The organism is Jiella avicenniae (genome assembly GCF_021390325.1).
GTDB classification, from domain to species: Bacteria; Pseudomonadota; Alphaproteobacteria; order Rhizobiales; family Rhizobiaceae; genus Jiella; species Jiella avicenniae.
The window spans coordinates 43,767-56,403 of sequence record NZ_JAJUWU010000015.1; the positions used below are offsets into that span (position 1 = coordinate 43,767).

The following is a 12,637-nucleotide window of genomic DNA, read 5'->3' on the forward strand; positions in this document are numbered from 1 at the left end:
CCGTTCAGCGGGCTCGAGCCCACGCCTCGATCGCATCCAGCATATGCAGTGCGCTGGCGATCGTCGGGGTGGCGACGCGGGCGGAGTCGATGAAAAGAACGCGGCCCTCGCGCGCCGGCTTCAGAAACGTTCGCCAGCCTGGCATGATCATGTCGAGGCGCATCATGGTCGCTTCCGCCGATCGGTCATCGACCGCGTAGCTGTTCATGATCACGAAGAGGTCGGGATCGACCGTTCCCAGAAGTTCGGAGCTGAGCGGAGCCGAGAACATCGAGCCCGGACCCGATCCCAGCTTGGAACCTTCGAGCGCAGCACGCTCGTAGCCGAGATCCTCGATCGCCTGGATCGCGCCGGACAATCCTCCCACGAGATTGAGCTGATCATTGGTGACGACGGCGAGATAGGTCTCGTTCCCTTGATCCGGCAACAGAGCCGCAACTTCCGCCAGGCGCCTGTCATAGGTCTCGAGGCGCTCGGCATAGGCGTCCCGCCTGCCGACGAGTTCGGCAAGTTCCGCTTCGACGCCGAAGCCGCCGACGCGCTCCGCGCTGACACTCTGCAGATAGGTCGGTGCGACGGTCGAGAGCCGCTCGACCTTGTCCACATCCCGTTCGGTGCCGATGATGAGATCGGGATCGAGCGCCCGCAGTTTTTCCAGGTCGATGCGGCCGAAGGGGCCGATGCCTCGCGGCTTGTCCCGGTCCGCGCCGATGACGGTGTCGATGAAATCGACTGCCGAAAGGACAGAGCCGTCGTCGCCGCGCCCGTAGCTGCCGACCGGCATGAGCCCGAGATCGATCAGTGGCAGGCCGAGCAGCGGTTCGTGCATGACGACGACTCGTCGCGGCTCGTCCGGTATCACGACTGTCCGTCCCGTATCATCGGTCACCGTTCGCTCGGCGGCCGTGGCGCTCCAAGCGCTGACGATCAGAAGGCAGACGAAGGTCGCAAAGCGCATCGAGATATTTCCCTTGCATCACTCGTGGTTCGGACCGGGTCGCAGACCCGCAAACGAAATGTGCCGCGCAATCACCAGATCGCGCGGCACGAAGGCTGGAGGGCCACTGGTGGCTGGGGCTCAGAAAGAGACCTTCAGACCGCCGCCGAACTCGCGCGGCGGGACGACGGGGCCTTCATATCCCAGGATGGTTCGGCTGTAGCGCAAGAAGGTCGGTCCTTCTTCGTCGAAGATGTTCTTGACGTAACCGAACATTTCGACCTCCTCACGCGGCTTGAACTGGATCTTGGCGTTGGCGACCGTGAAAGAGTCGACGAACGCCGCCCGGTCGTTCACGTCATCGGAGAAGTATCCGTCGGTATGACGGACGTCGGCGGTCAATGCAAGGTTGTCGAGAACGTCCCATCGCGCGCCGAAGGCGAGAGTGTAGTCCGGCGCGCGGCCGAACTCCTTGCCCTGGAGACTGGCGGCCGCCGGGTCGGTGACCGTGTCGATCTCGGTCTTGAGAAGGCCGACCGACCCGTTGAGCGTCAGATAATCCAGGGGCTTGTATTCGGCGCCGAACTCCATGCCGTAGGAATGGGCATCGTCGACATTGACCGTCTGCGCGAAGAATGGATCGATGTCGCTGACGAGATAGCGCTGGGCGTCCGTCAAATCGGTGTAGAAGACGTTGGCGTTGACCGAAAGCGTGTCATCGATGAGATTCGCCCTGGTGAACAGCTCGTAGTTCCAGGCCATTTCCTTGTCGTAGGGCACGAAGGTGTTGGTCACGAGGTTCAGCGTCACGCCGCCGGGATTGTAGCCGCGGCTGATCAGGCCGCCGACGGTGACGTCTTCGGTGACCTCGTAGGCAAGCGACAGCTTCGGCAGAAGGGCGTCGAAGGATTCGTCGTAGTCGATCGGCGTGGTGACGGATGCGCCCGGGATGCGCGAAGCGAGTTCCGCATAGCCGTTGCGCTGCAGCTCGTCGCGCTGGTAGCGCAGACCACCGGTCAGAACCCAGCGGTCCCAGAACCGGTAATTGACCTCGGCGAAGACACCGAGACTGTTCCGCTGGTCGTCGAACTCGCTGACATAGGTAGGCACGGACGTCCGATCCGACAGGTACAGCGTGTCCGATTCTTCGGTGTTGCGATAATAGACCCCGGCGACGCCGCTCCACGCGGAATCCTCGGTGCCGAAGGTCAGCCGCGACTCGTTGGAGAAATCTTGCGACGTGATATCGGCGGAGCCGCCATTCAGCGGCTCGGTTAAGCGCGAGGTTTCGAGATCGGAATACTGGATCTGGTTGGTGAAGACGAGCTCGTTGCCGAAATCATATGTGATGTCGCCGATCACCGTATTCGTGGACTGGTCCCAGGTCGGGTTGGTCAGCGTTTCACTGTCGCGGTCTTCGAAGGGTTCGGTCGCGGCTTCCCAGGTGGGGCGGTCCGAACCGATGTGCTGATAGGTCAGCTTGGCCTCCAGACCCGGGATCTCCGAAGGCCGGAAGAGCAGCTTGGCGCGGGCGTTTCGGGTTTCGAGATCCTGGTCGCCGCTGCTTGCGAATGCCGGATTGGTATAGTCGATGAAGTTGTCGCGGGCATAGTAGTCGATGGCCACGCGCGCGGCCATGTCCTGGAGCAGCGGCGAATTCAGCATCATCGACCCGCGGCGCGTCTCGAGGCTCGAATACTCGACCTGCGCGGCGGCCTCGCGTTCGAAGACCGGATCCTTGGTGTTGATGACGATCGCGCCGGCGATGCTGTTTGCGCCCTGATTGATCGTCTGCGGGCCGCGAAACACCTCGATGGACTCGACGTCCCAGATCGGCGTCGAGGAGTAGACGAGTTCGTAATAGCTCAGATTGTGACCGTCGAGACTGACGGTCGCGCGCGGCGTCGTCCCGCCGAAGAAGGCGCTGGCGCCGGAGTTCGGCCCCTCGCTGTCCTGGCCGCGGATGCTCGGTGCCGAGCCCTGACCGTATTCGGCCGGAATGACGACGTTGGGGAGATTGACGATCGCTTCGTCGACCGTCGCGGCCTCGACTTTCTGGTCGATCTCGTCCTCGGTGAGCACCGACACCGAGCTCGACGTGCTGGCAAGGCTGCGGGTGAAGTTCTCGCCGGTGATCACCACGGTGTCCAGTTCGATCGGCAGTGTTTCGCCGGGCGTGGCGTCCTGCGCATGCGCCCCGAACATCAACGCTGCCGAAATCGATACGGCGCTGACGCCCCCCTGCAGCCTGAGAAGCCTACGCGATCTCATCCTTGCCCCCAAACATGATCGAAAATGTCATAATTTTCCACATTACAGAGCGCTCTCCACGATGCAATATCAAGCAGAGGGTGCGATGAGGATTTGTTGCAAAATCGCCACATATATGTCGTTCGAAAGACTCTCTTCTTCTCGGTAACTTGTTGAATCGCCTCCCTCGCTGATGAACCTGCCGTCGAGTACCCATTGTTAACCGTGGCAAGCATCGCCCCGCCTGAGCGTCTCTCGCCGACCGTCACGCGGCTCCCATCTGCGCGTGGGGGCGCGGAAGTTCCCAGCGTCCGGCTTTGCCACCGCGAGAAGAAGTCGAAGGAAAAGGACGAGTGTTTCGAGGATGACGATGGAGTCGGATGACAGTTCGCAGCCAGGTCGCGAAAAACGCACCGCGACGATCCAATCGGTTTCCCTCGCTGCGCGGTTTCTCGAGATCCTCGCCAATGCCGAGGGACCGCTGACCCTGGGTGCCGTCGCGCGGCGTGCCGATGCCGGCAGCTCGACGGCTCATCGGTACATGCAAAGCTTGGTCAAGGAGGGTCTGGCGGCCCAGGATTCAGGGACCGGGATGTACGATCTGGGGCCGGCGGCGCTGAGCATCGGGATCGCCGCGCTCAGGCGGATCGAGCCGGTCGATATCGCTGCGAGGCATATGAAGAATCTCGCCAGCGTTTCGTCTGCGAGTGGCGGCGTAGCCATCTGGACAGAGCGCGGCCCCACTGTCGTCAGATGGTATCGCAGTGCCGTCTTCTCAATCTCGTCCGTCGGGCTCGGCGATGTCCTGCCGCTGGACAACAGCGCTTGCGGGCTGGTTTTCCAGGCCTTCCTGCCGGCAAGCCGGATCGAACATGCGCGGGCGCTGCAGCCGGATCAGTTCCGCGGCCGTCCGCCTTCGCAAGAGCGGCTGGCGGAGATCCGGGCCAGCGGCCGCGCGGAGCTGAACAGCCATCTCCTCCCCGACGTCACGGGACGGGCCGTGGCGATACTGGACGCACAAGCCGAGATCGCCTGCGTCATGACGACCGTCACCAATCTCGGCCAATCGGAAAGCGCCGAGGAACGCAACAGGCTCTTCGACTATGCCCTGATGGCGGCACGGGAATCGGGAACGCCGATACTGTCTGCGCAACGATGAAGCCGTCGCGTCCGAACGCGCCCCCTTCATGAACCAGCGATCATCAGCCCATCTGCTGCAGCCAGAGCCCCGCCGCCATTTGGCGGGCTTTCTTCAAGGACGACACCGTCTGTCTCGTTCCTTTGCTCGGCAGATGGGGGGGTGATCAAGCCGCTGTCTCGGCCATGTCCGGACGTCTCGACCAGACGTCCCTGGAAGCGTCGGAATAGGCGGCCGCCAGGGAAAAGATGGAAAGTTCCTCGTAGACCGGCGCCACCGCCTGGAGCCCGACCGGGCGTCCGTCCTTGGTGAAGCCGGCCGGCATGGAGGCGGCCGGTTGGCCGGTCAGGTTGAAGGGATAGGTGAAGGTCGCCCAGGAGACGATGGTCTTGTCTTCGTAGCCGACCGGCTTGTCCTGTCCCGTTGGAAAGGCCGCCACCGGGAGCGTCGGCGTCAGCAGGATGTCGTAACGATCGAAGAACTGGCGCATCCGATCGCGGAACGCGTAGCGCTGGAACACCGTCTCGTAATAGTCTCGCATGGACTGAGCGAGCGCAGGCTCGAGGACGGCAAGCACCGAGGGATCGATGAGCTCCGGATTGCTCTCGATGGTGTCGCGCAGCCGGGTGCCGACGCCGGCGTAGAATTCCGCCATCCAAAGACCGATGGGATCGTCCATGACGGTCTCGACGAGGTCGACCTCGTAGCCGAGTTCGACGATGCGATCGACCGCCTTTGCGACGATGTGCGCGACTTCCGGATCCACCCGGCCGTAGCCGAGCGTCGGACTCCAGGCGATCTTCAGCGTCCGCTGGCGCCGCATGGATTCTACATAGTCCGGCTGCGTCGCGACGATCGTGAAGGGATCGCGTTTGTCGACGCCGCCGATGACGGAGAGAGCGATCGCCGCGTCCTCCACCGTTCGGGCGAGGGGCCCGACATGCGCGAGCGTGGGCGTCGCCGAAACCGGATAGACCCCGACACGACCGAAATGCGCCTTGATGCCGAACAGGCCGGTCAGGGCGGAGGGAATACGCACGGAGCCTCCGCCATCGGTCCCGATGCTGTAGGGCACCAGGCCCGCCGCGACCATGGCCGCGGCACCGGCGCTGGAGCCACCGGGCGTGAGCTGCGGATTCCAGGGATTGCGCGTCACCCCGCTCAGGGGCGAGTCGCCGACCGGCTTGCAGCCGAACTCGCTCGTCGTCGACTTGCCGAGTATCACGGCTCCGGAGGCTCGAAGCCGCGCGGACGACGGCGCATCGACGTTTACCAGCTCGGCTGATGAAGCCTTGGAGCCCGACCGCTGAGGCATGCCCTTCGCCGCGATCAGATCCTTGATGGCGGTTGGAATCCCGTCGATCGGTCCGAGCATCTCATTGCGCATCGCCCGCTGTTCGGCCGCCTTCGCCTGCTGGCGGGCTGTCTCGAAATCGACATGGACGAACATGTTCAGCCTGGGTTCCAGCCGTTCGTAGCGAGCGATCACATCGTCCAGAAGCTCCACGGGCGACAGCTCTCGACGGGAGAAGGCCCGTTGAAGGTCGCGGATCGTCCTATAGGCAAGGTCGGTCGACATCGGCTCGTTCTCCCGCTCGCATGGCGCCGCACGGGCCGAAGGGATCGTGGCGCTTTCACACTGAATGCAACGAGGTGAGGGCGCCGGTCCGGCGAACGGGCGCCCGGTCCGTCACGCGTCGACGATCGCGATCGCGCGAACGGGCGAGCCGGAGCCGCCCTTGAACTTGATCGGCAACCCGTAGAACTCGAACTCCTTCGAGCCGATCAGGGATTCCAGGTTGACCAGCCATTCGTAGTGAGAGATGCCGAGATCGCGGCACAGCCGGTGCTGGGCGAAGATGTCGTTCGACGGCTTGTCGGTGGAGGGGCCCTCGACGCCGTGCATCCTCGAGCCCCTGTCGTAGAGCCACTGCGTGGCCTCGACCGTCAGCCCCGGATTGCCCCAGACGAGCTGCTTCGGATCGTCGATGTTGCGCTGGTGGAAGCCGGTGCACAGAAGCACGATGTGTCCATCCACCTTGACGCCGGCCTTCTCCTCTGCCTCGGCCATGTGGTCCGCCGTGATGTCTTCCAGGTCGCCGATGTGGCGCAGGTCGAAGCAGACGGCCTTGCCCATGAACATGTCGAGAGGCATCTCGTCGATCGGAGCGCCGTTCGGATTGACGTGGAGGAAGGCATCGACATGGGTGCCGACGTGATCCAGCATGCCGATATAGTTGGTCTGGAAGGTCATGGGGTCGCCTTCGACGCCGAGGCCGAAGGATTTCGTCCTCTCGTGCGTCAGCGCATTCAGGTAGATCGGGCTCTGAAACAGCTTGTGGGCGGGCATGTTGTCTTCGATCGCAAGGCTGAGATCGACAATACGCTTGGACATCGTCAGTTCCTTCTTCATGCTTGGGAAACGGCGGCGGCTCACATTCGTGAGGGCAGCCAGGTGGCGATCTGCGGAAACAGCGCGATGAGCGCGACCAGGAGAAGCAAGATGATCCAGTAGGGGATCGATCCTTTGAAGATCCGGGTGAGCGTCGCATCCGGATCGGTGACGCATCCCTTCACCGTGTAGACGCACAGTCCGAGGGGCGGGGTCAGAAGGCCGGCCTCGATCGCCACGATGCCGATGATCGCGAAGGCGATCGGGTCGTAGCCGATGGTCGGCGACAGGGGCGCGAAGATCGGCACGGTGAGCAGGATGATCGAGGTCGAGTCGATGATCATGCCGAGGACGAACCAGATCGCGATCATCATCGAGAGGATGAGGATCGGCGTATCGCCCACGGCCAGGAACAGATCCTGGATGATGTCGATGATGCCGCCGAGCGCCAGCAGACGAGAGTACATCTGCGCGGTGATGAGGAGGAACAGCAGGGGCGCGGACACCCGGCCGGTTTCCAGGACGGCGTCGCCAAGCCCACGCAGGCCGACGCCCTTCGCCACGGCCAGGGCGACGGCAAAGAGCACGCCCACGCCCGCGGCCTCGGTCGGCGTGAAGGCCCCGAGCCAGATCCCGCCGAGAACGACGAGGATGAGGCAGCCGACGGAAATCGCGCCGAGCGTTTCCCGCCTCGTGCCTTCGGACGCGTCGTCGAATTCGCTCGCCGGGCCGTGTCCGCCGAAGATCGCCGGGCGGAGCAGCCCGTAGCCGACGATGAAGAGGAAGAACATCGTCGCCAGAAGGATGCCGGGCAGGATGCCCGCCACGAAGAGGCGGCCGATCGACTGCTCCGAAATCACCCCCCACACGATCATGAGCACGCTCGGCGGCAGCAGCATGCCAAGGGAGGCGCTTCCGGCGATCGAGCCCAGCGCCGCCGACTTGTCGTATCCGTGCCGCACCATCTGGGGGTAGGCGATGCGCGAGAACGCCGCGGCGGATGCGATGCTGACCCCGGTGACCGCGCCGAAGACGGCGTTGCCGCCGACGGTCGCGAGAGCGAGCCGTCCGGGGAGATGCCGCAGAGAGCGGTTGATGACGGCATAGAGATCGTCGGCCGCGCCCGACCTGGAAATCAGTTCGCCCATCAGCACGAAAAGCGGAATGACGGCGAAAACGTAGTCCCGGATCGCCTCATAGGCCGTGTTGGAGAGAAGCGATCCCGGTACGCCCCAACTGCCCGTCAGATAGGCGAGCCCGAAGAAGCTGCAAAGGCCGAGTGCGATGACCACCGGCACGCTGAGCACGACCATGGTCAGCAGCAGCGCGATGATGGCGAAAGCGAATTCGGGTCCGCCCACGGGACGCCTCCTGACTTGGAGTTGGATCAGCCGACGACCGGCCGCTCGGGGTGGTCGACACCGACGAGCAGACTGCGCAGGGCGATGAGCAGATAGGCCACGACCGCCAGGATCGAGCAGGCCTCGATGGCCAGGCGGATGGGCCAGACCGGCATCTGGAAGCCGGCGTAACCGGCGAATTCCCCGGTCGCGATCGACCGCGCCATGGGCGACCAGGAAGCCCAGGCGATCAGCGCGAACAGCAGGACACCGAGAAGGGCGTTGAGGCTTTCGAGCATGCGCCGGCCCAGCGGACCCAGGCGATCCAGAACGAATTCGGAGCGCAGCATCCCGTTGATGCGAACGGCATAGGCCAGCTGCATGAAAGCGATGACCACGATGCCGTTCGCGACGATTTCCGCCACGCCGTCGATCGGGCTGTTGAAGAAGAAGCGGAGGACCACATCCGCCGCAATCAGCAGCGAGACGAGGATGAGGAGGACGGCGGCGGCGTATTTCAGCAGTTGGCTGATGCCGTCGACGATCCGCTCCATGACGAACAAGGTCCGCATGTCCGGCGTCCGATCGATTTCGTGGCGGGGAGGCTGATTACTTGACCTGATAGCGCAGCGGCCATTCGTGGCCGCCCTCGGCCAGCGCATCCATGTAGAAGTTCAGGACCTTGGAGCCGGGAAGGCCGCGCGAGTTCAGCTCTTCGGCCATGCGCTGCGGAAAGTCGGCGAGCGCGCCCGCCCATTCCTTCTGAGCGGCGCCTGACACCTCGCTGACCTCGACACCCAGTTCCCTCAGCTTGTCGAGGCCCTCGCGGTTGTTGCGGTCGCAGACCTCGGCGGTGACCATGCCCCACTCTTCGCCCATCTCGACCAGGATCTCCTGGATCTCGGGGGGAAGCGCATCGTAGGTCTGCTTGTTGATGGTCACGGCGCTGACATACTGGACGCCGAAATCGACGCTCTTGAAGAAGGGGGCCACCTCGTTGAGCTTGAAGGTGTGCCACCAGGCCGAGGCGCTGATGTAGCCTTCGTAGACGCCCGACTGGATCGACTGATAGGCCTCGTTGAGGTTCGAGGCGACGGGGGTCGCGCCGACGATCCATTCGAGGTTCGTACCGGCCCCGGCGATCTTGTGTCCTTCGAGGTCGGAGAAGTTTTCCCAGCCGAAATTCGTGCCGAGCCCGTAGTTTTCGGCGCAGGCTCCACCGAGATAGACCTGATTGTACTGGCTCTCGAACGCCTCCGCCATCTCCGGAAACTCGGCGAAGGTCGCCTTTGCCGCTTTCGTGGTCTCGACGGCGTCGGGAGAGCCGAAGGGCAGGTAGAGAGTGAAGGTCTGAAGGAAGGCCTTCGACGGCTCGAAGATCAGGCTCATGAAGCCGACGTCGAGAACGCCGTCCTGCGTCGCCTCGAGGACCTCGGTCACCTTGGCGACCTGTCCGGCGTGGAATTCCTGAATGTTGATCGTGTGATCGGTGCGCTCCTCCACCCGCTTCTTGAGTTCGGGCGCAAACCATTCATGGGCGGTTTCGGTGTAGGCGAGAAGTCCGATCGGATGGCCCGATCCCATCCGGAGCGTGAACTCGTCGGCCCGGGCGAGAGACGTCGAGAGGGCGGCGACACTTGCCGACACGATCAGTGTCGATGCGAGGGAACGAGGCATCCGATTCTCCTTGTGATGAAGATATAATCAGTCGTCATTTGTGAACGATATTTTTGCATATCCCTGGCAAGCACAACCGGGAAAAAATGTATAGATGCTATAGACTGCGGTTATGGGCGGGGTTCGAATGGAGCTGCGAGAGCTCAAGGCGCTGATCTGCATCGCCGAGGTGGGGAGCATCTCGGCTGCCGCCCGCAAGCTGCACATGACGCAGCCGGCCCTCAGCGCCGGACTTCGTCGGCTCGAGGACGAGCTGAAGGTGCAGCTCGTCAAGCGCCACTCGCGCGGAGCCGAATTGACGGACGAAGGACGTCTCGTCGTCGAACGGGCCTACGAGATCACTCACAAGATGGCGGAGATCGCCTCCGTCGCCTCGGACCTCGCGCAGTCGCCTGTCGGAAAGGTCCGGCTCGGCCTTCCCACCACGGTGGCCGGCGGTCTGGTTCCGGACCTGCTGAAGCGGGTCAGGGACCGCTACCCGCAAGTGAAGCTATACGTCCTCGAGGCAATGAGCGGCGCTCTCGCCGAACACCTGCATCTGGGACATCTCGACCTCGCCATCCTCTACGACGTCGAGCCCATGGCCGGGCTCCGCAGCGAAGCGATCCTCAGGGAGAAGCTCAAGTTTCTGGCTCATCCCGATCATCCGCTCGCCGGCAGGACGGAGGTCAGCCTCATGGACATCGCCAACCATCCGGTGGTCATGCCGGGCGACCGTCATTCCATCCGCCAGCACGTCGACGCCGCCTGCCTCGCCGAGGGACTGAGGCTGAACGTCGTCGCCGACGTGGACAGCCTTTCGGGGATCGTCAGTCTCGTCAGTTCCGGCGGTGCCACCATCATGTCGACATACCGCGTGGCCGAGCAGATCGCCGACGGCAGCATCGTTGCCATCGAGATCACCAAGCCGCAGATGGAGTGGACCGCGCATCTGGCGGCCCGCTACGACGTCAATCGGCCACGCGCAAGTCTCGTCGTTGCGCAACTCGTCGTCGAGACCTGCCGCGAGCTGGTCGAGACGGGGAAGTGGCCGGGCACCGTCGAGACGCGATGATCTCCGCTATGGATGCCCCTCGTCGTCCTGGACCTCGACCGGCCGGGATGTGCCCCGCGTCGTTGAGCGTCTCGTGGGAAGGAATGTTCGTCTGGAAGGGCAGAAGCCGGCGCAGGAAGCGCAAAGCAAGGTCAGCAGGATCTCCGGCGGCGGATGGACCACCTTCCGGGATTGGCGTGGATCTTCGAGTGCGGAGACATGACCGAGAAGCGACGAGCCGGTCATGGCAAACCTCACGGATTCGAGGCCCCCCCGGGAATCACGGCAAGCCGCATGCCGGAATGCCCTCCCGTTCGCGCGATCGCCCCGCGATTGCCGGGCTGCGGCCGGCGAGAAGCAAGATTTCGAAAAAGCAATCCAGGTGAATATCTGCCGGAAGACAGTTGTGACGAAAGGATGACGGGTAGACGGCGAAGCAATACATCGGGCGGCGAAGGGAACGGTCGTCTCGACTGGTGATTGACTGTCGAGACGTCCAAGCGAGGAGGCCACCATGGCGACGACAGTCGGTCAGGAACGGGAGATCGAGACGCTGGTCCAGGATCTCATCACCCTTGAGCGCGACGCGATCGCAGCCTATGAATCCACCATCGAGAAACTGTCGGCGGCGGCGCTGAGTTCGCAGGTCGCGGAATTCAAGCGCGATCATCTGCAGCATCTCGACGTGCTGAACGAGATGGCCGCCGAACTGGATATTCCCGCGCCGAGCGAAGGCGACGCCAAGCAGATGCTGACCACCGGCAAGATCGCGCTCGCCCGATTGCTGGGCGACAAGACGATCCTGAAGGCGATGAAGACCAACGAGGACGACACCGTCACCGCCTATTCTCGGGCGGTCAATCATCCCGAAGCGGTCGAGAAGTCGCGGGCCTTTTTCTCCAAGGCGCTCGCCGACGAAGAACGCCACCGCGCCTGGATGGAAGAGACCGCCGCGGCGCTCTGATCGGCCGCCTCGCCCGGCGATCGAGATTTGGCGGATTCGTCACCGGCGCAGTTCGGGCCAGAGGTCGGCTTTCCTCCGACGTTCGAGAACGGACGAGAGGACCCGAGACCTTACCAACTGCCCAGAGAGCGTGTTATCGACATCGTTCGAAGACGGGAACGAAGTTCGAGGCCAGCCATGCAGAAGTTCGACAAGCTCACCGGCGTCGCAGCGCCCCTGCCGATCGTCAATGTCGACACCGACATGATCATCCCGAAGGAATTTCTGAAGACGATCAAGCGCACGGGTCTCGGCGAGGGTCTCTTTCACGAGCTGCGCTACGACGACGACGGCTCGGAGAACGAGGATTTCGTCCTCAACAGGCCGGCCTACCGCAACGCCGAGATCCTCGTTGCCGGCGACAATTTCGGCTGCGGCTCGTCGCGCGAGCATGCCCCCTGGGCGCTGCTCGATTTCGGCATCCGGTGCGTGATCTCGACCTCCTTCGCCGACATCTTCTACAACAACTGCTTCAAGAACGGCATCCTGCCGATTCGCGTCACGCCCGAGCAGCTCGCTCTCCTGATGGACGATGCAGAGCGCGGCTCGAACGCGCGGCTCACCGTCGATCTCGCCGAGCAGACGATTTCCGGGCCGGACGGCGGCCAGATCAGCTTCGAGATCGACGCCTTCCGCAAGCACTGCCTGCTGAATGGCCTCGACGACATCGGGCTGACGCTGGAACGGTCGGACAAGATCGCCGATTTCGAGCAGACCCTCGCCGACGAGCGCCCCTGGGCCTGAGACGCCCGCCCGGCGAGAACGCGCGCCGGTCGCCCACCTCTGCGAGACACGTGCCGACGAAAGCTGCGGCCGGCGAGGGCCGTCCGGTCAGCCAGGCGCCAGCCGGAAGGCGTAGGGATCGCC

General features: G+C 63.6%; 11 protein-coding genes and 1 pseudogene. 4 read left to right on the plus strand and 8 right to left on the minus strand.

Annotated elements, in window-relative coordinates; genetic code table 11:
* Nucleotides 1–4 precede the first annotated feature (4 nt).
* Together LZD57_RS14635 and LZD57_RS14640 are read right to left on the minus strand one after the other, a co-directional pair.
* Nucleotides 5–829: an ABC transporter substrate-binding protein gene (locus tag LZD57_RS14635; protein ID WP_233720225.1), complete on the minus strand. Its 825-nt coding sequence runs from the start codon at nt 827–829 to the stop codon at nt 5–7.
* A 249-nt stretch (nt 830–1,078) separates the two neighbouring features.
* The gene (locus tag LZD57_RS14640) at nt 1,079–3,208 is read right to left on the minus strand and encodes a TonB-dependent receptor (RefSeq protein ID WP_233720226.1); all 2,130 of its coding nucleotides are present in this window, start codon (nt 3,206–3,208) and stop codon (nt 1,079–1,081) included.
* Nucleotides 3,209–3,551: 343 nt separating this feature from the next.
* On the opposite strand from LZD57_RS14640, the gene LZD57_RS14645 reads away from it, so the two are divergent.
* On the plus strand, nt 3,552–4,346 hold the full coding sequence (locus tag LZD57_RS14645) for an IclR family transcriptional regulator (RefSeq protein ID WP_233720227.1): 795 nt from the start codon (nt 3,552–3,554) through the stop codon (nt 4,344–4,346).
* A gap of 145 nt (nt 4,347–4,491) precedes the next feature.
* Here LZD57_RS14645 and LZD57_RS14650 read toward each other — a convergent pair whose 3' ends face one another.
* The 5 genes from LZD57_RS14650 to LZD57_RS14670 all read right to left on the minus strand — a co-directional run bounded on the left by LZD57_RS14650 (nt 4,492) and on the right by LZD57_RS14670 (nt 9,734).
* Entirely contained in the window at nt 4,492–5,904 is a 1,413-nt protein-coding gene (locus LZD57_RS14650; RefSeq protein WP_233720228.1) for an amidase, read from the minus strand.
* Between the two features lie 111 nt (nt 5,905–6,015).
* Nucleotides 6,016–6,720 carry a cyclase family protein gene (locus tag LZD57_RS14655; protein WP_233720229.1) on the minus strand — a complete coding sequence of 235 codons (705 nt, stop codon included), beginning with the start codon at nt 6,718–6,720 and terminating at the stop codon, nt 6,016–6,018.
* Between the two features lie 38 nt (nt 6,721–6,758).
* On the minus strand, nt 6,759–8,078 hold the full coding sequence (locus tag LZD57_RS14660; protein WP_233720230.1) for a TRAP transporter large permease: 1,320 nt from the start codon (nt 8,076–8,078) through the stop codon (nt 6,759–6,761).
* 26 nt (nt 8,079–8,104) lie between these two features.
* Nucleotides 8,105–8,611: a TRAP transporter small permease subunit gene (locus LZD57_RS14665; protein WP_233720231.1), complete on the minus strand. Its 507-nt coding sequence runs from the start codon at nt 8,609–8,611 to the stop codon at nt 8,105–8,107.
* Nucleotides 8,612–8,666: 55 nt separating this feature from the next.
* Complete coding sequence (locus tag LZD57_RS14670; protein ID WP_233720232.1) at nt 8,667–9,734, minus strand: C4-dicarboxylate TRAP transporter substrate-binding protein; 1,068 nt, start codon at nt 9,732–9,734, stop codon at nt 8,667–8,669.
* A gap of 127 nt (nt 9,735–9,861) precedes the next feature.
* Here LZD57_RS14670 and LZD57_RS14675 point away from each other — a divergent pair, with 127 nt between their 5' ends.
* Nucleotides 9,862–10,788, plus strand: coding sequence for a LysR family transcriptional regulator (locus tag LZD57_RS14675; protein ID WP_233720233.1), 927 nt, complete (start codon nt 9,862–9,864; stop codon nt 10,786–10,788).
* A gap of 58 nt (nt 10,789–10,846) precedes the next feature.
* Here the strand turns inward: LZD57_RS14675 and LZD57_RS14680 are convergent.
* Nucleotides 10,847–11,013 (minus strand): annotated as a pseudogene (locus LZD57_RS14680) (ISAs1 family transposase); the annotation flags it as partial.
* A gap of 268 nt (nt 11,014–11,281) precedes the next feature.
* Between LZD57_RS14680 and LZD57_RS14685 the strand changes: the two are divergent.
* The gene (locus tag LZD57_RS14685; RefSeq protein ID WP_233720234.1) at nt 11,282–11,731 is read left to right on the plus strand and encodes a DUF2383 domain-containing protein; all 450 of its coding nucleotides are present in this window, start codon (nt 11,282–11,284) and stop codon (nt 11,729–11,731) included.
* Nucleotides 11,732–11,908: 177 nt separating this feature from the next.
* Nucleotides 11,909–12,514: a 3-isopropylmalate dehydratase small subunit gene (leuD, locus tag LZD57_RS14690; RefSeq protein ID WP_233720235.1), complete on the plus strand. Its 606-nt coding sequence runs from the start codon at nt 11,909–11,911 to the stop codon at nt 12,512–12,514.
* The last annotated feature ends 123 nt before the right edge of the window (nt 12,515–12,637 follow it).

Coding starts and splice junctions, on each gene's coding strand:
- LZD57_RS14675 (WP_233720233.1), top strand. CDS start 9,862: ATGGAGCTGCGAGAGCTCAAGGCGCTGATCTGCATCGCCGAGGTGGGG.
- LZD57_RS14635 (WP_233720225.1), bottom strand. CDS start 829: ATGCACGAACCGCTGCTCGGCCTGCCACTGATCGATCTCGGGCTCATG.
- LZD57_RS14640 (WP_233720226.1), bottom strand. CDS start 3,208: ATGAGATCGCGTAGGCTTCTCAGGCTGCAGGGGGGCGTCAGCGCCGTA.
- LZD57_RS14685 (WP_233720234.1), top strand. CDS start 11,282: ATGGCGACGACAGTCGGTCAGGAACGGGAGATCGAGACGCTGGTCCAG.
- LZD57_RS14655 (WP_233720229.1), bottom strand. CDS start 6,720: ATGTCCAAGCGTATTGTCGATCTCAGCCTTGCGATCGAAGACAACATG.
- leuD (WP_233720235.1), top strand. CDS start 11,909: ATGCAGAAGTTCGACAAGCTCACCGGCGTCGCAGCGCCCCTGCCGATC.
- LZD57_RS14645 (WP_233720227.1), top strand. CDS start 3,552: ATGACGATGGAGTCGGATGACAGTTCGCAGCCAGGTCGCGAAAAACGC.
- LZD57_RS14650 (WP_233720228.1), bottom strand. CDS start 5,904: ATGTCGACCGACCTTGCCTATAGGACGATCCGCGACCTTCAACGGGCC.
- LZD57_RS14665 (WP_233720231.1), bottom strand. CDS start 8,611: ATGGAGCGGATCGTCGACGGCATCAGCCAACTGCTGAAATACGCCGCC.
- LZD57_RS14670 (WP_233720232.1), bottom strand. CDS start 9,734: ATGCCTCGTTCCCTCGCATCGACACTGATCGTGTCGGCAAGTGTCGCC.